Raw genomic sequence first — 23,933 nt, forward strand, 5'->3', positions numbered from 1 at the left:
AACCCAACAATCAATTCGCCCAGCATAGCTTTTGCACGGAACAAAGGCCAGCTACGGCGAGGAACATGATCGCACGATACTGAACAGATAGCCTCTGATCGATGACCGAGCAGTTCAACGCCAAGGAATTCCAGACACATCCGATGTTTAGCAATGAGCTCGAGCGTGAGGGGAGAGGTCCTTCGTGCGCGCGCAATCTCGTCTGCTGGATAGGCTTGGCCAGAGCTTCACGTTGCAGCAAGCGTCGCGTCGTTCCTCGAAGTCGACGAGCGACCAGAAATGGACCAGACACACGGACTGTGACCTACACAAAAAAAAACGCCAACCAGTGATGGTTGGCGTTTCGTGAACGATGTTCTTGGTGGCCCGGGGCGGAATCGAACCACCGACACAAGGATTTTCAATCCTCTGCTCTACCAACTGAGCTACCAGGCCAAGAGGCCGCAATTATAGCAGCGTTTGCGCCGGGTCAACAACCCGGGCGCGGCGCCCCTTATCCCTTGGACGTGATCCGCTGCGCATGGTCCCGCTCCAGCGCCAGGCGCGACTCGCGCCGGCCCTTTGCTTCCTCGAAGCGGCGCAATTCATCCGGCGTCGACGGTTCCAGTGGCGGAATCGCCGCCGGCTTCTTGTCGTCGCCCACCGCCACCATCGTGAAGAAGCAGCTGTTCACATGGCGCACCACCTTGCTGCGAATGTCCTCGGCGATCACCTTGATCCCGATTTCCATCGAGCTGCGGCCGGTGTAGTTGACGGCAGCCAGGAAGGTCACCAGCTCGCCCACGTGGATCGGCTGGCGGAAGGTCACCTGGTCGACGCTCATCGTCACCACGTAGCGGCCGGCATAGCGGCTGGCGCAGGCGTAGGCGACCTGGTCGAGCAGTTTCAGGATGGTGCCGCCGTGCACGTTGCCGGAAAAATTGGCAGTGTCGGGCGTCATCAGCACCGTCATGCTGAGCTGGTGGGAAGGCAGGTTCATGGTCGTGTCATTACAAAAGGTCTTCGGTGCTTGATGTTGCCTTAGAAACTGCCGCGCGGCAAGTTCTGCCGTCGGCGGAGAGCGTTTTTGAGCGCGTCAAAGCACGCATATCGACATACCAATAAAATCGTGGTCATCGAAAAACGAATCGTATAGGCTCGGCAAAATGAACAGCGAATTTTTCCATCAAGGCGGATCGGTGCAGTGGCAGCTCGGTCCCGTCATCGACGCATTGCGCACCTCGCGCGAATCCACCCACAATATCCGGCACCAGGGCCGGGTGCGCGAGCTGCCGTCACGTGACGTCGTGCGCCAGATCGTGGACGGCGTTTCCGCCGCCCTGTTCCCGACCCACTACGGCCGTCCCGACCTGAACGACGAAAGCATCGACTACTACGTCGCCGACACGCTCAACGTGGCGCTCGACCGCCTGGCCGAGCAGGTGCGGCGCGCGCTGCGCTTTTCGCCCGAGTTCTCTTCCGAGCATGACCAGACCGAAGACGCGGTCCTGGCCGAGCGCGCCCGCGCCATCACGCGCGAGTTCGCCGCCAGCCTGCCCGGCGTCCGCGGGCTGCTGGTGTCCGACGTGCAGGCCGCGCTGGCGGGCGATCCGGCCGCCACCTCGGTGGCCGAGATCATGCTGTGCTACCCCGGCACCATCGCCATCCTCTACCACCGCATCGCGCATTGCCTGAATCGCCTCGGCGTGCCGTTCCTGGCGCGGGTGGCGGCCGACATCGGCCACTCGCTCACCGGCATCGACATCCACCCCGGCGCGCAGATCGGCGGCAGCTTCTTCATCGACCACGGCACCGGCGTCGTCATCGGCGAAACCGCGATCCTGGGCGAGCGCGTGCGCCTGTACCAGGCCGTCACGCTCGGCGCCAAACGCTTCCCGGTCGACGAGAGCGGCGCCCTGGTCAAAGGCACGCCGCGCCATCCGATCGTCGAGGACGACGTCGTCATCTATGCCGGCGCCACCATCCTCGGCCGCATCACGATCGGCGCCGGTTCGACCATCGGCGGCAACGTCTGGCTGACCCAGAGCGTCCCGCCGGGCAGCAATGTGTCGCAGGCGCAGATGCGCAATACCTGAGTCGTCAGATAGCTTGCACCGCGTGCAGGCTGTCGAGAATCGCCGGTTTCAAGGGCGACAGCGCCAGCTTGCTGCGCTCGCGCGGCCACGGCGAGTCGTTCGTGAATTCGGCGCGCACCGGGCCGGGCACGCCATCCATCAACACCACGCGGTCGCTCAGATAGATCGCCTCATCGATATCGTGCGTCACCAGCAGCACCGTCAGGCCGCGCTGGCGCGCCGCTTCCGCCAGCAGGTCTTGCAGGCGCATGCGGGTGAAGGCGTCGACCGCCGAAAACGGTTCGTCCAGCAGCAGCACGTGCGGCTCCAGGTACAGGCCGCGCGCGATGGCTCCGCGCTGGGCCTGGCCGCCCGACAGCTGCTTGGGCAGCGCATCGGCATAGCCTTTCAGGCCGACTTCTTCCAGCAGTGCATTGGCGCGCTCCAGGTTCGGCCGCGCGTGTCCGCCGAAGGCGACGTTCTGCGCCACGGTCAGCCATGGGAACAGGCGCGGCGCCTGGAACACCAGGCCGACATCGGCATCCGGCCCCGTCAACTGGCGGCCATCGAGGCGCACCGCACCGCGGTAGTCGCCGTCCAGTCCCGCCACGATCGACAACAAGGTGCTCTTGCCGCAGCCGCTGGCGCCGACCAGACTGACGATCTCGCCCTGGTCCAACCCCAGGCGCAGGCCGCGCAGCACGGTGCGCGCGCCATGGCGCTTGTCATCGATGGCGATCGCGAGAAAGCTCATCGCATCGTCCTTTCCACATAGCTGTCGCGCCAGGCTAGCCAGCGCCGCTCCAGCGCCTGCATCGCGCTGTCGCTGGCCTTGCCCAGCAGGGCCAGCAGCACGATGGCCGCCAGCATGATGTCGGCGCGGCTCGATTCGCGGCCGTCGGTCAGCAGATAGCCCAGGCCACGGCTGGCGGCGATCAGCTCGGCCGCCACCATGAACATCCACGCCAGGCTCAGGCCGTTGCGCAGGCCGGTCAGCACCGAGGGCAGGGCCGCCGGCAGCAATACCCGGCGCGCCAACGCCAGGGGAGAGATGCGATACAGCAAGCCGACCTCGGTCAGGCCGCGGTCGACGCCGCGGATGCCGGCCACCACGCCCATGTACACCGGGAAGAAGGCGCCGATCGCGATCAGAATGATCTTGGGCGCCTCGTCGATGCCGAACCAGAGCAGCAGCAGCGGCACCCAGGCCAGCGAGGGAATCGCGCGCAGCGCCTGGAAGCTGGGATCGAGCACGCTTTCCGCGCGCCGGTTCAGGGCCACCAGCGCGCCGAGCGGCAGCGCCAGCAGGGCGCCGGCGGCAAAGCCCGCCGCCACCCGCAGCGTGCTGGCGCCTACATGGCCGGCCAGGCCGTTTTCCAGCAGCCAGGACAGGGATTCGAGGATGGCGCTCGGCGGCGGCAGCAGATTGGCCGGCACCAGGCCGGCGCGCACGCCGGCTTCCGCGCCGATCAGAATCAAGGCCGGCAGCAGCAAGCCCAAAGGGAAACCGAGGCGGCGCCATGCGCGCGGCGGTGGTGATTGCGGTGGCGCGTCCAGGGTGATGGCCTGCCGTTCCATGTCAGGCCTTGGTGAGCTGGCGCGCGAAGCTGGTGTCGACCAGGCCGGCGATGGCCTTGTCCAGGTCCGTGCCGAGGCGCACCAGCGCCTCGTCGCGCAGGATCGGCGCCGCCAGCTGCAAGGCGCGCAGGTGTTCGGCGGTCGGCTGGGCGTTGCTGAAGTCCGAGCGCAACTTGACCTGCAGCAGCGCCACCGGCAGCGGCACCTTGGCCTCCGTCGACAGGATTTTCGCTGCTTCGGAAGGATTGGCGCGGGTCCAGGCGCGGGCGCGCTCGTAGGCCTTGATCACGCGCGCGGTCTCGTTCGCGCGGGTGGCCAGGAACTCTTCGCGCACGTTCAGGAAGCCATAGGTATTGAAGCCGACGTTACGGTACAGCAGGCGCGCGCCGCCATCGAGTTCGGCCGCCGCCATATGCGGATCGAGGCCGGCCCAGGCATCCACGCGGCCCTGTTCCAGCGCGGCCCGGCCGTCCGCGTGCTGCAGGCTGACGTGTTCGATGTCGCTGCGCTTCAGGCCCACGGTCTGCAGGGCGCGCAGCAGGAACAGATAGGGATCGGTGCCCTTGGTGGCGGCCACCTTCTTGCCCTTCAGGTCGGCCAGGCTGCGGATCGGGGAGTTCTTGGGCACCACCAGCGCCGTCCACTCGGGCCGCGAGAACAGGTAGGGCGTGCGGATCGGATTGCCGTTCGCGCGGGCCAGCAGGGCCGCCAGGCCGGCGCTCGAGCCGATGTCGATGCTGTTCGCGTTCAGGTACTCGAGCGCGCGGTTGCTGCCGGCGCTGAACACCCATTTGATGCGGGTGCCGTCGGCCTTGAATTCTTCTTCGAGCCAGCCGAAGTGGCGCAGCACCAGGCTGGTGGGCGAGTAGTGGGCGTAGTCGAGGCGCAGCTCTTGCAGCGGCGCTGCGCGTGCGGGCAAGGCGGCGAGGGCGGCGCCGCTGGCGGCCAGTTGCAACAGGCTTCTTCGTTTCATGATGGTCCTTTGATGGTGGTTCAAGCTGCCTGGATGCCAGACAGCGGGGATGCGATGTCGACCCGGCTGCCCGGGTGGCCGGGCGCCAGGCGCGGGCCCTGGCCGAGCAGTTGCCCGCGCAGCGTGCCGCCGCGTGGTGCAGCGTCGTAGCGGCCGCGCCGCGCCAGTTCGGGCACGATGTGCTCGACCACCAGTGTCATGTCTTCCAGCGGCAGCGCGAAGGCGAGGTTGAAGCCGTCGGCGCCGGTGTCGTCGATCCAGGATTCGAGCTGGTCGGCCACCTGGCGCGGGTCGCCCACGATGATCGGGCCGCGCCCACCCAGGCCGATGAATTCGGCCGCTTCGCGCACCGTCCAGTCGCGGCCCGGGTCGGCGGCGCTGAGGGAGGCCAGGGCCGAGCGGCCGGCGTCGGTGTCGATGTACTCGATGGTGTCGTCCAGGTGGTGGCGCGCGAAGTCGACACCGGTCCAGCCGGACAGCAGGGTGAGCGCGGCCTCGACGTCGATGTGGCGCCGGTATTCCTCAAGCCGCGCCTGCGCCTCGGCCTCGGTCGCGCCGGTGACGACGAGGGCCTGGGCATACACCAGCAACGCATCCGGATCGCGGCCCTCCACACGCGCGGCGGCGCGCACGGCGTCGACGCCGCGCTTGACCACCGCCTTGCTCGGACCGCTGATAAAGGTTGCTTCGGCATGGCGCGCGGCAAAACGGGCGCCGCGCGGCGAGGCGCCGGCCTGGTACAGGAAAGGCGTGCGCTGCGGCGACGGTTCGCACAGGTGAAAGCCCGGCACGTCGTAGTAGCGGCCCTTGTGCCGGATCGGGTGCACCCTGGCCGGGTCTGTATGGACGCCGCGCTCCTTGTCGCGCTTGACCGCGTCGTCCTCCCAGCTGCGCTCCCACAGCTTGTAGACGACCTCCATGTACTCGTCGGCCAGGTCGTAGCGCTCGTCGTGGCCGAGTTGCTGGCCGAGGCCCAGGTTGCGCGCGGCGCTGTCGAGGTAGCCGGTGACGACGTTCCAGCCGATCCGGCCCCTGCTCAGGTGGTCGAGCGTCGAGATGCGGCGCGCGAAGGTGTAGGGGTGTTCGTAGGTCAGGGCGGCGGTGACGCCGATCCCGAGGCGCGTGGTGGCGTGGGCGATCAGCGGCACCAGTGCCATGGGATCGTTCAGCGGCACCTGCACGCCGTGGCGCAGCGCGGCTTCCGGTCCCTTGCGGTAGACGTCGTACACGCCCAGCACGTCGGCCAGGAAGATGGCGTCGAAGCCGCCGTGCTCGAGCAGCTGCGCCAGTTCGATCCAGTAGCCGGACGTCAGGTAACGCTCGCTATCGCTTCTCGGATGGGTCCATAGCCCCGGCGACTGGTGGCTCGGGGTGTTCATCTGGAAGGCATTGAAGCGGATGCGACGTGCCATCACCTGGCTCCAGGGGATTGCAGCGCCAGCTGGTAATCGGTCTTGGCGTAATCGGCGAAATGCTTGTTGGTGACGTTCAGGAAGGCGCGCGACTTGTAGGCGGCGGCCAGGTCGCGCGCGAAGGGCTTGTCGCGGTCGGGCGTCCTGACCGCCACCAGGTTGGCGTAGGCCGGAGAAATCTTCTCGGTGCGCAGCGCGTCGCGCAGCTTGAGGCCCGAGGCCAGCGCGTAGTTGCCGTTGACGAAGGCATAGTCGGCATCCTGCAAGGAGCGCGGCAGCTGGGCCGCTTCCAGTGGCAGCAGCTTGATGCCCTTCGGGTTGGCGGCCACGTCGCGCTCCGAGGCGCGGATCGGGTCGATGCCGGGACGCAGCTTGATCCATCCCAGTTGGTCGAGCATGACCAGTGCGCGCGCCTGGTTGGTCGGGTCGTTCGGCAGCGCCACGGTGCTGCCGCTTTTGACGGCATCGAGGCTCTTGTGGCGGCGGCTGTAGATGGCGATCGGCGCGGTCGGCACCTTTACCAGTTCGCTAAGCGCCAGCTTGTGCTGGGCCGCGAAGCGGTCCAGGTAGGTGACGTGCTGGAACACGTTGGCGTCGAGCGACCCTTCGGCCAGCGCGAAGTTGGGCTGGATGTAGTCGTTGAATTCGACGATGCGCACCTTGTAGCCCTGTTTTTCGAGGATGGGCTTGATGCCCAGCCTGACCTGGTCGGCATACGGTCCGGCGCTGGTGCCGATGACGATTTCCTTTGGGTCCTTCGCCTGCGCATTGGCGGCGACGGCAAGGGCGATGGCCAGGATAAGCGGGCTGGCAAGCAGGATGCGGCGGTTCAGGCTCATGGGGGTTCCTTCCGTTTCTTTTTCATTGACGGTTCAGCGCTTGTCCAGGCGGCGCGCAATGCGTCCGCCGCCGAACTGGATCAGCTGCACCATGGCGATCAGGATCGCGACCGTGACCACCATGAAATCGGTCTCGAAGCGGTAGTAGCCGTAGCGGATGGCGAGATCGCCGATGCCGCCGCCGCCCACCACGCCGGCCACCGCCGAATAGGACAGGAAGCTGATGGCCAGCACGGTCAGCGCCAGCACCAGGCCGGACCTGGCTTCCAGCAGCAGCACCCGGGTGACGATCTGCAGGCGGGTGGCGCCCATCGCTTCGGCGGCCTCGATCACGCCGCGCGGCACTTCGTGCAGCTGCTGCTCGACCAGGCGCGCGAAATAGGGGATGGCGGCGCAGGACAGCGGCACGCTGGCGGCCAGCGGGCCGATCGAGGTGCCGGCGACGATGCGCGTAAACGGCACCAGGGCCACCATCAGGATGATGAAGGGGAAGGAGCGCACGGTGTTCACCAGCCATCCCAGCACTTTGCCGATGCTGCGGCCACGGCCTGGCTCGCCCGAGCCGTTGAGGAACAGGACCACGCCCAGCGGACCGCCAAGCAGCACCGCGGCCGAGAGACCAATGCCGAGCATGAGCAGGGTTTCGCCGAAGGCGCGCCACAGCTCGGGGGCGACGATCAGGAATTTTTCAAGCATGCAGCTCTCCTGGCGGAAGGCCGGCATGGACGGCGGCGGCATGGGCTTCGGCGGCGTGAGCTTCGGTGGCGTGATACAGCAGCTCGCGGCCGAGCGAGGTCTTGCGCGGCTCGCGGTGGTCGCGCAGGTCGAACAGTTCGGCGATGCGGCCATCCTCGACCACGGCCGCGCGCTGGCACAGGCTGCCCAGCGCCTGCAGCTCGTGGCTGACGATGACGATCGTCACCCCGAGGCGCGCATTGATGTCGCGCAGCGTATCGAGCACGCTGCGCGTGGTGTCCGGGTCGAGCGCCGACGTCGGCTCGTCGCACAGCAGCACCGTGGGATAGCTGGCCAGCGCGCGCGCGATCGCTACCCGCTGCTTCTGACCGACCGACAGGCGCGCCGGATAGCTGCCCGCCTTGTCGAGCAATCCGACCAGTTCCAGGCATTCGGTTACGCGCGCCCTCAGGCGCGGCGCGTTCATCGCGCCGTGGATGCGCAGCGGGAAGGCCACGTTCTCGAACACGGTGGCATTGGCGAGCAGGTTGAAGTGCTGGTAGATCATGCCGATGCGGCGCCGTGCTTCGCGCAGCTCGCGCGCCCCGAGGGCAGTCAGCTCCTGGCCGGCGACGCTGATGCTGCCGCTATCGGGCTTTTCAAGAAGGTTCATCAGGCGCAGCAAGGTCGACTTGCCGGCGCCGCTGCGGCCCACCAGGCCGAAGATCTCGCCCGGCAGGATGTCGAGCGAGACGTCGCGCACGGCGTCGAAGCGGCCGCCTTCGGGCAGCGGAAAAGCTTTGCTGGCGCGCTCGACGCGGATGACGGGTACGGAAGCTGTCATGTCGGGCCGGTCAGGAATAGGGTGTCGGATCGGGCACGCGGCCGCTGAGCGCGTAGCGGCCCAGGTCGCGCAGCTTGTAGTCGACCGGGTCGTGCAGGGTGTGCACGCGCGCGTTGCGCCAGAAGCGGTCGAAGCCGAAGCGGCCCGACGTGGCGCGCGCGCCGAGCAGTTCGAACATCTGGTTGCTGATCTCGATCGCGGCGCGGTGGGCCAGCACCTTGGCTTCGGCCACCGCGATCGCCACCAGGCCGCGCTCGCGCGCCGTGACGGCATCGCCCTTGCGGATGGCGGCATCGAGCTGGCGCCCGGCCTCGTCGGCCAGCAGCGCGGCGGGACGCACCGTCAGCCACAGCTGGCCGTAGCGGTGCTGGGTAAAGGGATCGTCGATCGCGTCGTCCACGCCGGATGCGAACCAGGGACGGGCCTGCTCCAGCGTGTAGTCGCGCGCGGCGTCGAAGGCGCCTTGCGCGATGCCGAGGTACAGATTGGCCATGATCAGCTGGGCGACCTGGGAACGCAGGGTGGAACGGGCGGTCGGCGCCTGGCCAGGCGTCTGCAACACCAGTGCGGTCGGCAGGTAGACCTTCTCGAAGTGGACGTTGCCGCTGTCGGTCTGGCGCTGGCCGAAGGCGTCCCAGTCGGCTTCCACGTGCACGCCGGCCTGCTCGGTCGGCACCACGGCGATCAGGGCGGCATCGGCTTCACTGTCCCAAGCCGATACCGTCAGCCAGTCGGAACCCACCGAGCCCGACGAAAAACTCTTGACCCCGTCGAGGATGTAGCCGGCCGGCGAGGCGGTGGCGCGGGTGCGCTTGTCGAGCGGGTTCAGGGCGTTACCCCAGAACAGCTTCTGGCGCACGGTGGCGGTGAGCAGGCTGCGTTGCTGCAGTTCGGTGCCGTAGAGCTGGATGCCGGCCAGTTGCAGGTGGTGGAAGCCGAACAGGTGGGCCAGCGCGCTGTCGGCCTTGGCCAGGATGCGCACGGCCGCCATCACGGTGGCCCAATCGGCGCCCTGGCCGCCGAATTCGGTGGGGATCGACAGCGTGAGCAGGCCGGATGCGCGGATCAGTTCGCGCTCGTGCTTCGGATGGCCGCCGGCGCGGTCGCGTTCGACGGCGGTGGCGGCGAGGCGCTCGGCCAGGTCGGCGGCGATGGCCAGCGGATCGGGTAGGGCCGCGGTGGCGTAGTCGTCTTGTGGACGCAATTGCTGCAGGATGGAGGACATGGGACCGTGTGCCGATGTTGGGTGAACTGCCATCTTGCATCCCAAGCCGGCGCCGCGTGAACGAAGAAAACCGGCCATGAATATGCGCGAAAAGTTAAAACGGCAAACGCATATCGATGAGTGAAACGATTCGTTGGGCGGATCTCGCGCGCGGCGTACGCTGTGGCGATCGTTGTCAGAACTGGAATCCACCATGAGCGTCATCTTGCTGGGCGGTAGCCCGTCGTCGCAATCGTCGTGCAGCCGCCTGTTGCAGCACGTGGGAGATAAACTCGCCGTCCACGGCTGGCGCACGACGCGCCTTGAAGTGCGCGAGCTGCCCGGCCCCGCCCTGCTGCGCATGGACGCGAACGACCCGGAACTGGCGCGTGCGCTGGCGCTGGTGGCCCAGGCCGACGCGCTGGTGGTGGCCACGCCAATCTATAAAGCGGCCTACACCGGCATGCTCAAGCTGTTCCTCGACCTGCTGCCGCAGGACGGCCTGCGCGGCAAGGTCGTGCTGCCGCTGGCGACCGGCGGCAGCCAGTCGCACCTGCTGGCGCTCGACTATGCGCTGCGACCGGTGCTGGCCTCGATGTCGGCGCGCGCCATCCTGTCGAGCATCTATGCCACGTCCGAGCAGGTCGCCTGGGACAGCCAGCGCGGCACGCGCCTGGCGGGCCCGATCGCCGAACGTGTCGCCGAGGGTATCGAACAGCTCGATGCCGAATTGCAGGCGCGCGTGCAGACCGCCGCCGCTGCCTGATTCACCGAGGACTTACCGTGTCGACTCCCAACATTTTCTGGTTCATTCCCACCCACGGCGACAGCCGTTATCTCGGCACCACCAAGGGCGCGCGCCCGGTCAATGCCGACTATCTGAAGCAGGTCGCGGTTGCCGCCGATACCCTCGGCTACGACGGCGTGCTGCTGCCGACCGGGCGCTCCTGCGAGGACGCCTGGATCGTCGCATCGAGCCTGATCAACGCCACCACCAGGCTGAAATTCCTGGTCGCGATCCGTCCCGGCCTGTCGACGCCGGGGCTGGCGGTGCGCATGGCCTCCACCTTCGACCGCCTGTCGAACGGGCGCCTGTTGATCAATGTCGTCACCGGTGGCGACCAGGGCGAGCTTGAAGCCGACGGCCTGTACGCCGACCACAGCAAGCGCTACGAGATCTCGAGCGAATTCTTCAAGGTCTGGCGCGCCAGCATGGCGGGCGAGGGCGGCGCGGCCGGCTACGATTTCGAGGGCACTCACATCCAGGTCAAGGGCGCCAAGATCTTGTATCCGGCCGTGCAGAAACCGTATCCGCCGCTGTACTTCGGCGGCTCTTCCGAGCCGGCGCACGAGCTGGCGGCCGAGCAGATGGACGTCTACCTGACCTGGGGCGAACCGCCGGCGGCGGTGGCCGAGAAGCTGGCCGACATCCGCGCGCGGGCCGCGAAGCACGGCCGCACGCTGAAATTCGGCATCCGCCTGCATGTGATCGTGCGCGAGACCAATGAAGAAGCCTGGCGCGCGGCCGACGAGTTGATCAGCCACCTGGACGACGACACTGTCGCCCGCGCCCAGGCCGCGTTCGCGAAGATGGATTCGGTCGGCCAGCGCCGCATGGCGGCCCTGCATGGCGGGCGGCGCGATCAGCTCGAAGTCTCCCCCAATCTGTGGGCCGGCGTGGGCCTGGTGCGCGGCGGGGCGGGGACGGCGCTGGTGGGCGACCCCGAGACGGTGGCGGCGCGCATGCGCGAGTATGCGGATCTGGGCATCGAGACCTTCATCCTGTCGGGCTATCCGCACCTGGAGGAATCGTACCGCTTCGCCGAACTGGTGTTCCCGCTGCTGGGGAAAGGAACCGAGCACGGGGAGCAGTCGATCACCGGACCGTTCGGCGAGATGATGGCCAGCGATATCCTGCCCAAGAAGGCGGCCTGACACGACGTTCATCGCGCTTTGCTATGATGGCGCGATGACTATCCTGCTGGTTCCCGGCTATATGGCCGATGAGACGCTGTGGGACGGCATGCGCGACCGGCTGGCCCCTTTCGGCCCGCTGGCGCATGCCGACCTGCGTCACGATTCCACCCTCGAGGACCTGGCGCGCCGCGCATTGGCCGAGGCGCCGCCGTCCTTCATCCTGATCGGCTTTTCGATGGGCGGCTATGTCGCGCGCGAGATCGTGCGCCAGGCGCCCGAACGCGTGCGCGCGCTGGTGCTGATCGCCACCTCGACCCGGCCCGATTCCGACGCCGTCCGCCAGGGCAAGCGCACGGTGGCCCGGGCGGCGGCGTCGGTCTCGTTCGCGGGGCTGAGCCGCACCGCGATCGCCAGTTCGCTGCATCCGCGCGAGGTGGATAACGAGGCGCTGATCGAGCGCGTGCGCATGATGGGCGTGCGGCTGGGCGGCGTGGCTTTTCGCAATCAGTCGATGGTCGAGCGGCCGGGAGACTTGCACTTGCTGGGCGAGATTCGTTGTCCGACCCTGGTGGTGGCGGCAGGGCACGATCGCCTGCGCAGTCTCGACGAGGCGCGGGAGCTGCATGCGGGGATCGCGGGGGCGCAGTTCGCGCTGGTCGAGGATAGCGGGCACATGATTCCGCTCGAGGCGCCGCAGCAGTTGTGTGACGTGATCGTGCCGTGGTTGGCGCAACTGCGGGTGCATGTGCCGGAAGCCTGAATCAGGCCGGCGCGACCCGCGCGCACCAACCGTCCAGGCCGCGGATCGCTTCTTCCTTGAGCTTGGCCTCGATCTCAATATACGGCGCGGCGAGGTAGGAGGAGGGCATGGTCGCGATCAGGTCGGAATGCTGGCGGTCGTTGAAGCCTTCGCGGCCGTTCGAGATGTGCACCAGCTGGTGGGCGGGATCGGGCCAGGTGGCGCGCGCCCTGGCCACCATCTCGGCCACGCTCGGATGCTCGTAGCTGTCCAGCTTTTCGTGGACGATGTGGTGATGGGCGTCGAACACCATCGGCACGCCGGCGCGCACGCAGACGGCGTGGATCTCGTCGGCGCTGTAGGCGTATTCATCATTCTCCAGGCCGATACGGCAGCGGATCGCGTCCGGCAGTTCGGCAATGCGCGCGACCAGCTTGTCTTCGCGGTCGGACTTGCCGCCGTGGATTTCCAGCAGCGCCCAGGGCGAGCGCGGCTGGTCCAGCAAATCCATGATGTCGGCATGCATCTGCAATATCTTGACGCTGTTGGCCACCACATCGTCCGAGTCCGAACTGAGCACCACGAACTGGTCGGGATGCATCACCAGGCGGATACCGCGCTCGATCGCGCGCCGGCCCGAGCGTCCCAGGGTTTCCTTGAACTGTTGAAGGATCTCCAGCCCGAACGGCGTATCGGAAAACGGGAAGATCGACGAGGGCATGCGGTAGAGGGCGATGCCTTCGCGCTCACAATAACGCAGCGCATTGACCAGGGTCTGGATATTGTCGCGATAAATGTCTTCCAGCACGCGGCGCTGGCCATCTTCCGAATGTTCGAGCAGGCGCTTGCGCGTGAGCGCGCGATAGCGCACGTCCTTGGAAACGGTGATGCAGACGAGGCCGAGTCGTGGTTGTGGGGCGGACTGGGTCATGTGTTCTGGGCCGGCGCAGCGAGACGCGGACGGGAGGTTGATGTTGAGAGGCAGTCTATCCGAAGCAGCTTTCAGGAGATGCACCAGTCAGGACGCAATCCGGGTCGAAGGCGGGGCAGGCATGGCGCTTGTCCTGCACGACTGACCTAACGTGGCGCGCCGAACACCTGGGTCCAGTAGATGATGCCGGTCTGCCGCTCCGGCGTGACGCCATAGGCCGCGCCCATCTCGGTGAAATCGCGGTTCATGATGTTGGCGCAATGTCCGGGGCTGTTGAGCCAGCCTTCGACGGCTTCGCGCGGCGAGCGCTGGCCGAAGGCAATATTTTCGCCCACCCGGCGCCAGCTGTAGCCGGCGCGCAGGGCGCGGTCGGTGGCCTGGCTGCCATCCTTGGCGCGGTGGCTGAAGTAGCGTCCTGTGGCCATGTCGCGGCTATGGGCCAGCGCCGCATCGCCCAGCGCGGGGTTCCAGCTCAGGGGCGCCGCCGCCGGGAACGCCTGCTTGCCGCAGGAGCGGGCGCTGGCGCGCGCGGTATTGACTTCATCCAGGATCGCGCGGCCGGCTTCGCGCCAGTCGGGATAGGTGGCCGAGGGCAGCGGCGGGGCCGGACGCGCCAGCACGACGGTCCAGGTCGCGCCCTCGCGGTAGCTGCCGATGGCCGAGAAACGATCGCTCAGCAATACCTTGCAGTATTTCTGTGCCAACACATTCATGGCGGCCTGGGCATCCTCGGGGCCGGTGACATAGACCGCCTGGGCCTGCGCCGCAGCGTAACCGGCGCGTTCCAGTGCGGATTCGATGAAGGTGCCGGCGCCGATGCGTACCTGGGCCAGGGCCGGTTGCTGGTCGAGCGGGGCGGCCGGCGCGGCGGGAAAGCCGTCGCAGCTGCCAGGATTGGCGCGGTAGGCATTGACCAGTGGTGCCAACGAATCGCTCTGAGTGGGCAGGGCATGTGCGGAAGGCAACGCCAGCAGCGTGGCCGCCGCCGTCAGCAGCGCCCGGCGCAGTGCAGGGGATTGTGGACCTGGCATCGAACTCTTCAAGGACGGCATGACGGCAGGCGAAGCCGGCGCGCCATGTGGGCTGGGCATGAAAGATTTGGAAAGCAAGAACGCCAATGGTGTCGGCGCGGATTGCTGTGCTGTTGGTGAAGATGGGGACGGCTGCCGGTATTTCCAGATGCATTGCCGCCAGCAGCAGGTGCGGCGGCATTGACCATGGCAAGCGACGCCGCATCGGTCGCCGCGGTTTGCCACGTCTGTTCTTACTGTGTGGGTTGTTGCAATTGCGTTTGCGGCGTGCGCACAAGCTTGGAAACGTCCAGTCCCTGTGCCGTGAGGCGCGTGAGCAGGGCGTCGTATGCGGCCGGCTCGACCAGGGGCGTGCGCGACAGGATCCACAGGTATTCGCGCTTGGGTTCGCTTACCGCGGACAACTGGTATTTGTCGTCGAGGTCGATGACCCAGTAATCCCCCCACACCATTGGGATGAAGGACAGGATGGCCGGCGCGAAACGCACCTTGAGCTTGGGCGAGGTCGCGCCGCCGAGCTGGCGCGCCACGCCGTCGGCCATGTCGAATTTGCCCTCGGCGGTGCGACAGCGGTTGACGACTTGCACCCGGCCATCCTCGCCCAGGTTGTAGCTTGCGGAGGTATCACCGATGCATTTTTTCTGGAAATCGTTGGGGAATTTTGCGATCTCGTACCAGACGCCCATATAGCGCGGCACCACGAGCGATTCGATCGGCTGCAACGGTCGGGTGTTGTCAGCTGCCAGCGCCGGAACGGCGCACAGGGCGGACAGGACCAGGGCGGCGCTGGGCGCGAAGAACGAAAGCTTGGCGTTCATCGGAACCTCTTGTAAATATTCGGGTTCCTAGCTTAAATGACAATCGGATTGCTGTGTCGCATGATTTGCAAGCGCGCAGCCTGGCAGAACTTGCCAGGCCGCGCGCGGACCAGAGCGATGTCATGGCGGCGAGCGCCACAGCGCCGATCACGGCGATGGCAAGAATAATGACTGCGGCGACAATGCCACGCGGAACAAGGCACGGTGGTTTCATGATGAGACTGCTCGGAGGCGGCGCCGTGTCTGCGGTGCCTGCCTTGTCTTTGGCGTCGCATCGGCCAGTTGATTTCCCAGTTCGGGATTGAGAAGGCACAAGGTGTAGCGTCGAACCATGGGTGGCGCGGCCAGTCATATCAAGAACATGCCTGCTCAAGGAGACCAATCATGACCCAGCCAGCCCAACCCGCGCCGTCGCCTCAGCCGGCATCGGCCACTCCCGGCCCCGACCTCGCGGCGATCAAGCAGCGCCAGCAGGCCACCTGGGCCAGCGGCGACTTCGCCGTCGTCGGCGTCACCCTGCAGATTGTCGGCGAACTGCTGGCCGAGGCCACCGACGTGCGCGCCGGCGAGCGCGTGCTCGACGTCGCCGCCGGCAATGGCAACGCCACGCTGGCCGCGGCGCGCCGCTTTGCCCGCGTCACGTCCACCGACTATGTGCCGGCGCTGCTCGAGAAGGGGCGGGCGCGCGCCGCCGCCGAGGGCCTGGCGGTCGACTTCCGCGAAGCGGACGCCGAGGCCCTGGCGGTCGACTTCCGCGAAGCGGACGCCGAGGCCCTGCCGTTCCCGGATGCCAGCTTCGACGTGGCGCTGTCCACCTTCGGCGTGATGTTCGCGCCCGACCAGGCGCGCGCCGCCGCCGAGATCCGGCGCGTGGTGCGGCCCGGTGGACGCATCGGGATGGCGAACTGGACGCCCGAGGGCTTCATCGGCCAGCTGTTCAAGGCGGTCGGCAAGCACATCGCGCCGCCGGCCGGGCTGGCGTCGCCGCTACTGTGGGGAAATGAAGACCATGTGCGCCAGCTGTTCGGCGCCGACGCGCTGCAGGCGCGCATCACGCGCAGGGTGTTCAACTTCCGCTACGCGTCGCCCACGCACTGGGTGCATGTGTTCCGCGATTACTACGGACCGCTCAACCGGGCGTTCGCCGCCCTTGCGCCGTCTGCCGCCGACGCGCTCGAACAAGACTTGCTGGCCCTGATCGACCGCTTCAACACGGCCGGGCCCGATTCCATGGTGGCGCCGGCCGAATACCTCGAGATCGTGCTGACCCGCGAGGCGGCGGGCGCGCTGCACTAGACGTAGGCAGATATCGTGCCTACGGCCGAAGACCGGCGCCGGATGCGTAGCAGGTGAAGGCTTATACCTTGCGCACGAATTCCGTCTTGAGGCTCATGGCGCCGAAGCCATCGATCTTGCAGTCGATGTCGTGATCGGCGTCGACCAAGCGGATATTCTTGACCTTGGTGCCTTGCTTGATCACGCCGCCCGAACCTTTCGGTTTCAGGTCCTTGATCACGGTGACGGTGTCGCCATCCTGGAGGATATTGCCTGACGCATCTTTGTAGACGCGCACGCTGTCGGTCGCTGCAGCTGCTGCCTGGACCGGCCACTCATGGGCGCATTCCGGGCAGACATATTGGCCGCCGCCATCTTCATAGGTATAGGCGGACTGGCATTGGGGGCATGGAGGAAGGGTGTGCATGTAAACCTTGGAATATCAAACGCTGGCCCGGGAGGGCCGCAAACAGGAAGGGTGGTGATCGGACGCCGCGCCGTTTACGCGAAGGCGCGCCATCGGACAGGACCCGCATCGTCAGGGACTACTCGGAGCTTTGGGCAGGCGCCGACTACCATCAGTCAGCGCGTATGATACCAGAAGGAAACATGCCGACTGCCAGTCGCGGCGCGTTCCTCAGCCAGCGCCACGGCCCCGGCATGCAAGCTTGGCACGATGGTTGCCACATCAGCCACTACGCATCTGCCTTAGCCACGCCCCTGGCGACAGCCCAACCGCGCCCTTGAATCGCCGGGTGAAATGGCTTTGGTCCGCAAACCCCGCACTCACCGCGACCGTTGCCAGCGACATGCCGCTCAATAAAAGCTGACGTGCATTGGCCAGCCGGACCGCGTTCAGGTAGACATGGGGCGGCACGCCGAACTGCCGTTCGAACGCACGGCTCAGGTAAACGCGTGACACGCCCGCTTCGCGCGCGAGTTCGGCAATCGAGATATCGTTGCCCGCATGGGCGCGAATATAGTCGCGCACCCGGTTCAGCCGGGCCAGGCCGGCAAGCGCGGGCGCCTGCGCCGCCCCCGGCGCTTCGCCGAAGCGCAGGAGCAGGCCCATGAAGGCCTTGAGCAGCAGCGACTCCGCGCGCAGCGCTTCCTGGGCTTGTCCGGTTGCTTCTATGGCGTTGTGCAATTGTCTTGCTGCTTCCGGTGCGTGCACGACGGCATCGCGAAAATGACTCGCAGGAAGGACGCCCGCCGCCCGCTCACGCAGCACCGTCATCACGGCAGGATCGACATACAGCATGCTGTAGTCGTAGCTGTCGGTCTTGCCGCGCAAGCCGTCATGGGCCTGGTCCGGGTTCAGGAAGATCACGTTGCCCGGCGCGCTGACCTGCCTGCTGCCCTGGCAGTTGAAGGTCTGGACACCGCGATAGGTCAGGCCGATCCCGAATTCAGGATGGCTGTGCCGCTCGAAAGTGTAGTCGGTGAAATGGGCCCGCATCAGTGTCACGCCCTGCACACCGGTGGGGCGATAGCGCACCCAGTCGGCCTTTGATGCCGGTTCCGGTCCGGATTGGTCGTGGTTGTCTGTGTCCATCGTCTGCAAGAAATGCCAGGAATACAACGAAAGGCAGCTCTTGCCCTGGCGTCACGTCCGGCCGCAACGCATGATGGCAGGCTTTTGCGCAGCATGCTTGTACAGCTGTAAACACAGCTGTAAAACACGCCAACCAGACGCCGGCCCAAGGTTACAGCCATACAAGACCTGATCGCCCGGCCCCGCGCACACTGGACGCTTTCCACTTTCCGGCAGAACCATGTACATCCATCGCGCGCACACTGCGGACATACCGAAAATCAAGGAGTTATACGAGGAAGCGATCGCGTTTCAGCGCAGGCAGGGGCTCCCCTGCTGGAATACGCTGGACCTGGCGGTGGTCGAGGCCGACATCGCCGCCGGGTCCCAATATCTGCTGTCGGTCGATATGCACACCGTCGGCATCTTCAGTTTCTGTCCGCCATCGCCCATGGACGAGGATTTGTGGCAGGGCCTGCAACCGCATGCGGCCCGCTATATCAACCGCATCATTGTCGGGCGTCTATGGAAGGGGAGGTCGTTGTTCGGACTGATGTTGGCCTGGAGCGAACGCGAGACGCTGCGCCTGGGACTCGACCGGCTGCGCCTGGATACCTGGGCCGATAATCAAGGCCTGAGCGACTATTATTCTCGCTTCGGTTTTGTCCACATGGGCGAACGCACGGCATCAAGCGGCCCGGAGCTGTCGCCCCAGTACCGTGGCGTGCGCCTGGCGATCATGGAAAAACTGCTGGCGCCGGCAAGCAAGGCCGATCCGCGGGCCATGTGATCACATGCGCAGGCGAAAAAAAAACGCCAACCGGTGAGGGTTGGCGTTTTTTCGATATTCTTGGTGGCCCGGGGCGGAATCGAACCACCGACACAAGGATTTTCAATCCTCTGCTCTACCAACTGAGCTACCAGGCCAAGAGAGGCATGATTATAGCCAGCGATTTTCAGTTGCGCAAGTACTCGTGAATGCTTTGTGTGTTCCGGGTGGCATGTTGACCCCGGCTCAGCCGTAATTGCATGGCGACGCCGGCAAGGGGTGGATTGGCATATCGCTATAATGAGCACCATGACCACGCCCACGACCTCCACTACCCGGACCGATGTTTGCATCGTCGGCAATGGCGCCATCGCCAAGACCACCGCCCTCGGCTTTGCCCAGGCCGGGCATAGCGTGACCCTGCTGGCGCCGCCCGCGCGTCCCGGGGCCGAGGCGCCGTCGTCATCCTCGGCTGCGGAGCGTCCGTGGGACGTGCGTGTCTACGCGCTCAACCATACGGCCCATGACCTGCTGGCCTCGCTCAAGGTCTGGGGCGCCCTCGACCTGGCGCGCGTCGCCGCGGTCGATGCGATGGACGTGCATGGCGACGGCGAGGGTGGCGGCAATCTCGGTTTCGACGCCTTCGGGGCCCGGGTCGGCACCCTGGCCTGGATCGTCGAAGACCATAACCTGAATCAGGCGCTGGATGCCGCGCTCAAGTTCGCCCACAACGTGCAGCGGGTCGAAGGCCGGGCCTGCGAGCTCACCTGCAGCGACGAGGGCGCCGCGCTGCGCCTGGAAGATGGTCGCCGCCTCGAATGCGCGCTGCTGGTCGGGGCCGACGGCCGCGAATCCTGGGTCCGCGGGCAGTGCGACATCGGCGTCGATTACCGTATGTACCACCAGCGCGCCATCGTCACCAACTTCGCCTGCGACAAGCCGCACCATGGCGTGGCCCACCAGTGGTTCACCTGCGCCGACGGCATCATCGCTTTGCTGCCGTTGCCGGGCAACCGCGTCTCGCTGGTGTGGTCGGCGCCCGAGACCCTGGCCGACACCCTGATGGACGAGTCGCTGGGCGAACTGGCGATCCGGCTCGGCGAATATGCCGACGACAAGCTGGGCGCCCTGCGTCCCCTGCAGCCCGAGGCGGTGGCGGCGGTGCCGCTGGCGCTGGTCAAGCCGCATGCGATCGTCGCGCCGCGCGTGGCGCTGGTGGGCGACGCCGCCCACGCCGTGCATCCGCTGGCCGGGCATGGCATGAACCTGGGCTTCGGCGACGTGGTCGACCTGCTCGCCACCGTGCGCGAGCGCGAGGAGCGGCGCGCCATCGGCGACGAGCGGGTGCTGGCGCGCTATGCCCGCAAACGCAAGGAAGACGTGGTCATGATGCAGCTGGCCACCGATGGGCTGGAGCGCCTGTTCGGGGCAAATCTGGAGCCTGTACGCGTAATGCGCAATCTTGGACTCAACTTGCTTGATAAAATGCCTGCTTTGAAGCGGCGCCTGATGGCGCACGCGATGGGCAAGTCATCAATCTGAGGAATCAAGCATGATCAAAATGAAGCTCGCCGTCCTGCTGGCGACGGCGCTGCTCGCGTCGTGCGTCGATGCGCAGAACACGGTCGAGGCAAACATCAAGAAGGCGCTCGAACCGCACCTGGGCGGCGCCAAGATCGAATCGGTCAAGGAGACCCCGTATGGCGGCCTGTACGAGGTGCGGGTCGCGGGCGACATCCTGTACACCGACAAGAAGGGCGAGTTCCTCGTGATCGGCCAGGTGTATGACGTCAAGAGTTCGCGCAACCTGACGCGCGAGCGCATCGACGACATCAACAAGATCAAGTTCAGCGACCTGCCGCTCGAGATGGCGCTCAAGCAGGTCAAGGGCAACGGCAAGCGCGTGATCGCGGTGTTCGAGGATCCGAACTGCGGCTACTGCAAGCGCCTGCGCCAGACGACGCTCAACGAGATCGACAACGTCACCATCTATACCTTCATGTACAACATCCTGTCCCAGGATTCGTTCACGAAGTCGAAGAACATCTGGTGCGCGCCGAACCGCAACAAGGCCTGGGATGACTGGATGATCAACGGTAAGGTGCCACCGGCGGCGCCGAACGCCTGCGAATCGCCGAACGACAAGGTGCTGGCGCTCGGTCAGAAGCTGCGCATTACCGGCACGCCGGCCATCTTCTTCAGCGACGGCACCCGCATCCCGGGCGCGATCGACCTGAAAGCGCTCGAAGCCAAATTCGATTCGCTGGAAGCGAAGCCGGCAAAATAAGGCAGCCGCCGGTCATGGTTGTCGTCCAGGAGCGTGCATGCTGACCTTGAACATCAACGGCAGAGACCTGCAAGTCGACGCCGATCCCGCCACGCCCGTGCTGTGGGCGCTGCGCGACAACCTCAACCTCACCGGCACCAAGTTCGGCTGCGGCGCGGCCCTGTGCGGCGCCTGCACCGTGCACCTGGGCGGCGTCCCGATCCGCGCCTGCGTCACCCCGATCGCTGCGGTCGCGGGCCAGGCGATCACCACCATCGAAGCGATGCAGGACGACCCGGTCGGCAAGGCGGTCCAGGATGCCTGGGTGCGCCACGACGTGCCGCAATGCGGCTATTGCCAGAGCGGCCAGGTGATGAGCGCCGTCGCGCTGCTGCGCACCAACCGGCGCCCGCTGGACGCCGACATCGACAACGCCATGAGCGGCAATCTGTGCCGCTGCGGTACTTATCAGCGGATCCGCGCGGCCATCAAGGATGCCGCCGCGGCATTGGAGGCATGACACCATGGCGCTGACGGGCATCCTGCTGGCGGCGGGACGGGGCCGCCGCTTCGATCCGGATGGCGCCCGCAACAAGCTGCTGCAGCGCCTGCCCGGCGGCGAACTGGTGGTCGCCGCCAGCGCGCGCACGCTGCTGGCCGTGTTCCCGCGCGTGGTGGCGGTGGTGCCGCCCGCCGACGGCGGGGTAGGAGATGTGCTGCGCCAGCTCGGCTGCGAGGTGACGGTGTGCCCGGATGCCGACGGCGGCATGGGCCTGTCGCTGGCGCACGCGATCCGTCATTCCCTGCATGCTCAGTTGCACGACCAGTTGCACGACCAATCGCCCGGCCACGGCTGGCTGGTGGCGCTGGGCGACATGCCCTTCGTTGCCCCATCCACCCTGCATGCGCTGGACGCGGCGGTCGAGGAGGGCGCCGCCATCGCCGCGCCCCTGTTCGAGGGCCGGCGTGGCAATCCGGTCGCCTTCGGCGTGCAGCACCGCGACGCCCTGCTGGCGCTGGACGGCGACCAGGGCGCGCGGCGCCTGTTGCAAAGCAGCCCGGTCGCCACGATCGACGTGCTCGACCCCGGCATCCTGCGCGACATCGATTCCCCTTCCGACCTGCCTTCCTAAGCGACGCGCCACCCACCGCCATGCATGGCGCGCGTTTTGCTTCGCCCGATGGATTACACTATGTCCATTCGGCGCGTCCCGAGAGACCATTCAAGAAGACCATGAAAAAGCCATCGCAGAAAAAGCAGAACGCCATCCACTACACCATCGTCCCCAAGGACCTGGCCGGTCACCTGTTCAACGTCACCGTCACGGTCGCCAATCCCGATCCCGACGGCCAGGCGTTCGTGCTGCCGGCCTGGATCCCGGGCAGCTACATGATCCGCGAGTTCGCGCGCAATATCGTGCGCATCCGCGCCGAGAGCGGCGGCAATGCCGTGGCCCTCACCAAGCTGGATAAACACGCGTGGCGCGCCGCCCCTAGCGCCGGCCCCCTGACCCTGCACTACGAGGTGTATGCCTGGGACCTGTCGGTGCGCGCCGCCCACCTCGACCAGACCCACGGCTTCTTCAACGGCACCAGCGTGTTCCTGCGCGTGGTGGGACAGGAGTCGCTCGCCCACCAGGTCGACATCCAGCGCCCCGCCGACCCGGCCGCCAAAACCTGGCGCGTGGCCACCGCGATGCCAGAGGCGGGCGCCAAGCGCTATGGCTTCGGCGCCTATGCCTGCGCCAACTACGACGAACTGATCGACCATCCGGTCGAGATGGGCGACTTCGAGCTGGCCACCTTCAAGGCCCATGGCATCCCGCACGACATCGTGATCACCGGCCGCGTGCCCAACCTCGACATGGCGCGCCTGCAGGCCGACCTGCAAGCGATCTGCGAGACCCAGATCGCCTTCTTCGAACCGAAGACCAAGCGCGCGCCGCTCGAACGCTATGTGTTCATGACCATGGCCGTCGGCGATGGCTACGGCGGCCTTGAACACCGCGCCTCGACCGCCCTGATCTGCGCGCGCGCCGACCTGCCAAGCCTGGCCACGCCAAAGGCGGCCGAGCCGGGCGAAGGCTATCTGCGCTTCCTGGGCCTGTGCAGCCACGAGTATTTCCACACCTGGAACGTCAAGCGCATCAAGCCGGCCGCCTTTGCCCCCTACGACCTGCAGGCCGAGAACTACACGCCGCTCCTGTGGCTGTTCGAAGGCTTCACCAGCTATTACGACGACCTGATGCTGGTGCGCGCCGGGATCATCGGCGAAGCCACTTATTTCAAGCTGCAGGCCAAGACGGTCGGCGGCGTGCTGCGCGGCAGCGGGCGCCTCAAGCAGAGCGTGGCCGATTCGAGCTTCGACGCCTGGAGCAAATACTACCGCCAGGACGAGAATTCGCCGAACGCGATCATCAGCTACTACACCAAGGGTTCGCTGATCGCGCTGGCCTTCGACCTGACCATCCGCGCCAAGACCGGTGGCGCGAAATCGCTGGACGACATCATGCTGGCGCTGTGGGAACGCTACGGACGCGACTTCTACAACGGCGCCGGCCGCGGCGTGACGGAACAGGAAGTCGAAGCGCTGTTTGACGAGATCAGCGGCCTCAAACTCAAGAACATGTTCGAGCGTTACGTGCGCGGCACCGAAGACCTGCCGCTGGCCAAGCTGTACGCGCCGCTGGGCGTGAAGCTGGTCGACGAGCGCAAGGGCGGCAAGGCTTCGCTGGACGCCGGCATCGGCCGCGACCCGCTCGGCGCCAAACTCACCCAGGTGCACGAGGGCGGCGCCGCCCACCAGGCCGGCCTGTCGGCGCTGGACATCGTGATCGCGATCGACGGCCTGCGCGTGAACGGCAATCCGCCGAACGTCGATGCACTGCTGGCGCGCTACCGCGTCGGCGACCGCGTCACCGTGCACGCCTTCCGCCGTGACGAGCTGATGGCCTTCGACGTCACCCTGCAGGGCGACCGCGTGCCGGGCATCAGCCTGGCGCAGGCGGTGGCCGGGCGCAAATCGGCCGCCATCAAGCGGCCGAGCGCGGTGTAATGGACAAGAATCTTCACAA

26 protein-coding genes and 2 tRNA genes are annotated in these 23,933 nt (G+C 66.6%); 12 read left to right on the top strand and 16 right to left on the bottom strand.

All coding sequences use genetic code 11. From position 1 onward, the window contains the following. Positions 1-359: 359 nt before the first annotated feature. Together FVD38_RS24215 and FVD38_RS24220 are read right to left on the bottom strand one after the other, a co-directional pair. A tRNA-Phe gene (locus FVD38_RS24215) sits at positions 360-435 on the bottom strand. A gap of 58 nt (positions 436-493) precedes the next feature. Next, a complete protein-coding gene (locus FVD38_RS24220; protein ID WP_147937145.1) occupies positions 494-979 on the bottom strand; it encodes an acyl-CoA thioesterase in 486 nt (161 codons plus the stop codon). 166 nt (positions 980-1,145) lie between these two features. Here FVD38_RS24220 and epsC point away from each other — a divergent pair, with 166 nt between their 5' ends. Then, entirely contained in the window at positions 1,146-2,075 is a 930-nt protein-coding gene (gene epsC / locus FVD38_RS24225; protein WP_147937146.1) for a serine O-acetyltransferase EpsC, read from the top strand. 4 nt (positions 2,076-2,079) lie between these two features. On the opposite strand, the gene FVD38_RS24230 is transcribed toward epsC, so the two are convergent. From FVD38_RS24230 to FVD38_RS24265, 8 genes are read right to left on the bottom strand one after another with little or no spacing between them, the layout of a single operon-like run. After that, entirely contained in the window at positions 2,080-2,808 is a 729-nt protein-coding gene (locus FVD38_RS24230; protein ID WP_147937147.1) for an ABC transporter ATP-binding protein, read from the bottom strand. Continuing rightward, on the bottom strand, positions 2,805-3,632 hold the full coding sequence (locus tag FVD38_RS24235; RefSeq protein ID WP_147937148.1) for an ABC transporter permease: 828 nt from the start codon (positions 3,630-3,632) through the stop codon (positions 2,805-2,807). Before FVD38_RS24235 ends, FVD38_RS24230 begins: the two co-directional genes overlap by 4 nt. A gap of 1 nt (position 3,633) precedes the next feature. Continuing rightward, positions 3,634-4,605, bottom strand: coding sequence for an aliphatic sulfonate ABC transporter substrate-binding protein (locus tag FVD38_RS24240; protein WP_147937149.1), 972 nt, complete (start codon positions 4,603-4,605; stop codon positions 3,634-3,636). Between the two features lie 20 nt (positions 4,606-4,625). Further along, positions 4,626-6,017, bottom strand: coding sequence for an LLM class flavin-dependent oxidoreductase (locus FVD38_RS24245; RefSeq protein WP_147937150.1), 1,392 nt, complete (start codon positions 6,015-6,017; stop codon positions 4,626-4,628). Further along, positions 6,017-6,856 carry a MetQ/NlpA family ABC transporter substrate-binding protein gene (locus FVD38_RS24250; RefSeq protein ID WP_147937151.1) on the bottom strand — a complete coding sequence of 280 codons (840 nt, stop codon included), beginning with the start codon at positions 6,854-6,856 and terminating at the stop codon, positions 6,017-6,019. Before FVD38_RS24250 ends, FVD38_RS24245 begins: the two co-directional genes overlap by 1 nt. Before the next feature lie 33 nt (positions 6,857-6,889). Continuing rightward, entirely contained in the window at positions 6,890-7,552 is a 663-nt protein-coding gene (locus tag FVD38_RS24255) for a methionine ABC transporter permease (RefSeq protein WP_147937152.1), read from the bottom strand. Then, positions 7,545-8,375 carry a methionine ABC transporter ATP-binding protein gene (locus tag FVD38_RS24260; protein WP_147937153.1) on the bottom strand — a complete coding sequence of 277 codons (831 nt, stop codon included), beginning with the start codon at positions 8,373-8,375 and terminating at the stop codon, positions 7,545-7,547. Before FVD38_RS24260 ends, FVD38_RS24255 begins: the two co-directional genes overlap by 8 nt. Positions 8,376-8,385: 10 nt before the next feature. Beyond that, positions 8,386-9,600: an acyl-CoA dehydrogenase family protein gene (locus tag FVD38_RS24265; RefSeq protein ID WP_147937154.1), complete on the bottom strand. Its 1,215-nt coding sequence runs from the start codon at positions 9,598-9,600 to the stop codon at positions 8,386-8,388. A 193-nt stretch (positions 9,601-9,793) separates the two neighbouring features. Between FVD38_RS24265 and ssuE the strand changes: the two genes are divergently transcribed. From ssuE to FVD38_RS24280, 3 genes are read left to right on the top strand one after another with little or no spacing between them, the layout of a single operon-like run. After that, positions 9,794-10,345 (top strand): NADPH-dependent FMN reductase, encoded by a 552-nt coding sequence (gene ssuE / locus FVD38_RS24270; RefSeq protein ID WP_147937155.1) that lies wholly within the window; start codon positions 9,794-9,796, stop codon positions 10,343-10,345. Between the two features lie 17 nt (positions 10,346-10,362). After that, positions 10,363-11,514 carry an FMNH2-dependent alkanesulfonate monooxygenase gene (gene ssuD, locus FVD38_RS24275; RefSeq protein WP_147937156.1) on the top strand — a complete coding sequence of 384 codons (1,152 nt, stop codon included), beginning with the start codon at positions 10,363-10,365 and terminating at the stop codon, positions 11,512-11,514. Positions 11,515-11,548: 34 nt separating this feature from the next. Further along, a complete protein-coding gene (locus tag FVD38_RS24280) occupies positions 11,549-12,256 on the top strand; it encodes an alpha/beta fold hydrolase (protein ID WP_187271692.1) in 708 nt (235 codons plus the stop codon). Between the two features lies 1 nt (position 12,257). Here the strand turns inward: FVD38_RS24280 and uvsE are convergent, their stop codons facing one another. Further along, on the bottom strand, positions 12,258-13,166 hold the full coding sequence (gene uvsE, locus FVD38_RS24285; protein ID WP_147937157.1) for a UV DNA damage repair endonuclease UvsE: 909 nt from the start codon (positions 13,164-13,166) through the stop codon (positions 12,258-12,260). Between the two features lie 146 nt (positions 13,167-13,312). Next, positions 13,313-14,197 (bottom strand): CAP domain-containing protein, encoded by an 885-nt coding sequence (locus tag FVD38_RS24290; protein WP_229493973.1) that lies wholly within the window; start codon positions 14,195-14,197, stop codon positions 13,313-13,315. 19 nt (positions 14,198-14,216) lie between these two features. Here FVD38_RS24290 and FVD38_RS26585 point away from each other — a divergent pair, with 19 nt between their 5' ends. Then, positions 14,217-14,381 (top strand): hypothetical protein, encoded by a 165-nt coding sequence (locus FVD38_RS26585; RefSeq protein WP_187271693.1) that lies wholly within the window; start codon positions 14,217-14,219, stop codon positions 14,379-14,381. 49 nt (positions 14,382-14,430) lie between these two features. On the opposite strand, the gene FVD38_RS24295 is transcribed toward FVD38_RS26585, so the two are convergent. Beyond that, on the bottom strand, positions 14,431-15,015 hold the full coding sequence (locus FVD38_RS24295; RefSeq protein WP_147937158.1) for a lipocalin family protein: 585 nt from the start codon (positions 15,013-15,015) through the stop codon (positions 14,431-14,433). Positions 15,016-15,399: 384 nt separating this feature from the next. Here FVD38_RS24295 and FVD38_RS24305 point away from each other — a divergent pair, with 384 nt between their 5' ends. Continuing rightward, complete coding sequence (locus FVD38_RS24305) at positions 15,400-16,311, top strand: class I SAM-dependent methyltransferase (RefSeq protein WP_147937160.1); 912 nt, start codon at positions 15,400-15,402, stop codon at positions 16,309-16,311. 61 nt (positions 16,312-16,372) lie between these two features. On the opposite strand, the gene FVD38_RS24310 is transcribed toward FVD38_RS24305, so the two are convergent. Then, positions 16,373-16,717 (bottom strand): zinc ribbon domain-containing protein YjdM, encoded by a 345-nt coding sequence (locus FVD38_RS24310; protein WP_123070404.1) that lies wholly within the window; start codon positions 16,715-16,717, stop codon positions 16,373-16,375. Between the two features lie 261 nt (positions 16,718-16,978). Then, entirely contained in the window at positions 16,979-17,845 is an 867-nt protein-coding gene (locus FVD38_RS24315) for an AraC family transcriptional regulator (protein ID WP_147937161.1), read from the bottom strand. A gap of 220 nt (positions 17,846-18,065) precedes the next feature. Between FVD38_RS24315 and FVD38_RS24320 the strand changes: the two genes are divergently transcribed. Beyond that, on the top strand, positions 18,066-18,614 hold the full coding sequence (locus FVD38_RS24320; RefSeq protein WP_147937162.1) for a hypothetical protein: 549 nt from the start codon (positions 18,066-18,068) through the stop codon (positions 18,612-18,614). 61 nt (positions 18,615-18,675) lie between these two features. Here the strand turns inward: FVD38_RS24320 and FVD38_RS24325 are convergent. Further along, a tRNA-Phe gene (locus tag FVD38_RS24325) sits at positions 18,676-18,751 on the bottom strand. 151 nt (positions 18,752-18,902) lie between these two features. Between FVD38_RS24325 and FVD38_RS24330 the strand changes: the two genes are divergently transcribed. The 5 genes from FVD38_RS24330 (at position 18,903) to FVD38_RS24350 (ending at position 23,914) form a co-directional block, all read left to right on the top strand. Continuing rightward, positions 18,903-20,135 (top strand): FAD-dependent monooxygenase, encoded by a 1,233-nt coding sequence (locus tag FVD38_RS24330; protein ID WP_147937163.1) that lies wholly within the window; start codon positions 18,903-18,905, stop codon positions 20,133-20,135. A gap of 10 nt (positions 20,136-20,145) precedes the next feature. Continuing rightward, on the top strand, positions 20,146-20,880 hold the full coding sequence (locus FVD38_RS24335; RefSeq protein ID WP_147937164.1) for a DsbC family protein: 735 nt from the start codon (positions 20,146-20,148) through the stop codon (positions 20,878-20,880). Positions 20,881-20,917: 37 nt separating this feature from the next. Beyond that, on the top strand, positions 20,918-21,379 hold the full coding sequence (locus FVD38_RS24340) for a (2Fe-2S)-binding protein (protein ID WP_123072164.1): 462 nt from the start codon (positions 20,918-20,920) through the stop codon (positions 21,377-21,379). A gap of 4 nt (positions 21,380-21,383) precedes the next feature. Continuing rightward, complete coding sequence (locus FVD38_RS24345; protein WP_147937165.1) at positions 21,384-21,992, top strand: nucleotidyltransferase family protein; 609 nt, start codon at positions 21,384-21,386, stop codon at positions 21,990-21,992. A 101-nt stretch (positions 21,993-22,093) separates the two neighbouring features. Continuing rightward, on the top strand, positions 22,094-23,914 hold the full coding sequence (locus FVD38_RS24350) for a M61 family metallopeptidase (protein ID WP_147937166.1): 1,821 nt from the start codon (positions 22,094-22,096) through the stop codon (positions 23,912-23,914). The last annotated feature ends 19 nt before the right edge of the window (positions 23,915-23,933 follow it).

It is taken from the genome of Massilia arenae (assembly GCF_008014745.1).
Lineage (GTDB): Bacteria > Pseudomonadota > Gammaproteobacteria > Burkholderiales > Burkholderiaceae_D > Telluria > Telluria arenae.

Bases quoted from the DNA above. Each gene is read 5' to 3' on its own strand.
- FVD38_RS24245 (WP_147937150.1), bottom strand. From the start codon at position 6,017: ATGGCACGTCGCATCCGCTTCAATGCCTTCCAGATGAACACCCCGAGC.
- FVD38_RS24305 (WP_147937160.1), top strand. From the start codon at position 15,400: ATGACCCAGCCAGCCCAACCCGCGCCGTCGCCTCAGCCGGCATCGGCC.
- FVD38_RS24220 (WP_147937145.1), bottom strand. From the start codon at position 979: ATGAACCTGCCTTCCCACCAGCTCAGCATGACGGTGCTGATGACGCCC.
- FVD38_RS24340 (WP_123072164.1), top strand. From the start codon at position 20,918: ATGCTGACCTTGAACATCAACGGCAGAGACCTGCAAGTCGACGCCGAT.
- FVD38_RS24320 (WP_147937162.1), top strand. From the start codon at position 18,066: ATGTACATCCATCGCGCGCACACTGCGGACATACCGAAAATCAAGGAG.
- epsC (WP_147937146.1), top strand. From the start codon at position 1,146: ATGAACAGCGAATTTTTCCATCAAGGCGGATCGGTGCAGTGGCAGCTC.
- FVD38_RS24250 (WP_147937151.1), bottom strand. From the start codon at position 6,856: ATGAGCCTGAACCGCCGCATCCTGCTTGCCAGCCCGCTTATCCTGGCC.
- FVD38_RS24330 (WP_147937163.1), top strand. From the start codon at position 18,903: ATGACCACGCCCACGACCTCCACTACCCGGACCGATGTTTGCATCGTC.
- FVD38_RS24310 (WP_123070404.1), bottom strand. From the start codon at position 16,717: ATGCACACCCTTCCTCCATGCCCCCAATGCCAGTCCGCCTATACCTAT.
- FVD38_RS24255 (WP_147937152.1), bottom strand. From the start codon at position 7,552: ATGCTTGAAAAATTCCTGATCGTCGCCCCCGAGCTGTGGCGCGCCTTC.
- FVD38_RS24345 (WP_147937165.1), top strand. From the start codon at position 21,384: ATGGCGCTGACGGGCATCCTGCTGGCGGCGGGACGGGGCCGCCGCTTC.
- FVD38_RS24265 (WP_147937154.1), bottom strand. From the start codon at position 9,600: ATGTCCTCCATCCTGCAGCAATTGCGTCCACAAGACGACTACGCCACC.
- FVD38_RS24335 (WP_147937164.1), top strand. From the start codon at position 20,146: ATGATCAAAATGAAGCTCGCCGTCCTGCTGGCGACGGCGCTGCTCGCG.
- FVD38_RS24235 (WP_147937148.1), bottom strand. From the start codon at position 3,632: ATGGAACGGCAGGCCATCACCCTGGACGCGCCACCGCAATCACCACCG.
- FVD38_RS24280 (WP_187271692.1), top strand. From the start codon at position 11,549: ATGACTATCCTGCTGGTTCCCGGCTATATGGCCGATGAGACGCTGTGG.
- FVD38_RS24260 (WP_147937153.1), bottom strand. From the start codon at position 8,375: ATGACAGCTTCCGTACCCGTCATCCGCGTCGAGCGCGCCAGCAAAGCT.
- ssuE (WP_147937155.1), top strand. From the start codon at position 9,794: ATGAGCGTCATCTTGCTGGGCGGTAGCCCGTCGTCGCAATCGTCGTGC.
- FVD38_RS24230 (WP_147937147.1), bottom strand. From the start codon at position 2,808: ATGAGCTTTCTCGCGATCGCCATCGATGACAAGCGCCATGGCGCGCGC.
- FVD38_RS24350 (WP_147937166.1), top strand. From the start codon at position 22,094: ATGAAAAAGCCATCGCAGAAAAAGCAGAACGCCATCCACTACACCATC.
- FVD38_RS24240 (WP_147937149.1), bottom strand. From the start codon at position 4,605: ATGAAACGAAGAAGCCTGTTGCAACTGGCCGCCAGCGGCGCCGCCCTC.
- FVD38_RS24315 (WP_147937161.1), bottom strand. From the start codon at position 17,845: ATGGACACAGACAACCACGACCAATCCGGACCGGAACCGGCATCAAAG.
- FVD38_RS24290 (WP_229493973.1), bottom strand. From the start codon at position 14,197: ATGCCAGGTCCACAATCCCCTGCACTGCGCCGGGCGCTGCTGACGGCG.
- uvsE (WP_147937157.1), bottom strand. From the start codon at position 13,166: ATGACCCAGTCCGCCCCACAACCACGACTCGGCCTCGTCTGCATCACC.
- FVD38_RS26585 (WP_187271693.1), top strand. From the start codon at position 14,217: ATGACGGCAGGCGAAGCCGGCGCGCCATGTGGGCTGGGCATGAAAGAT.
- FVD38_RS24295 (WP_147937158.1), bottom strand. From the start codon at position 15,015: ATGAACGCCAAGCTTTCGTTCTTCGCGCCCAGCGCCGCCCTGGTCCTG.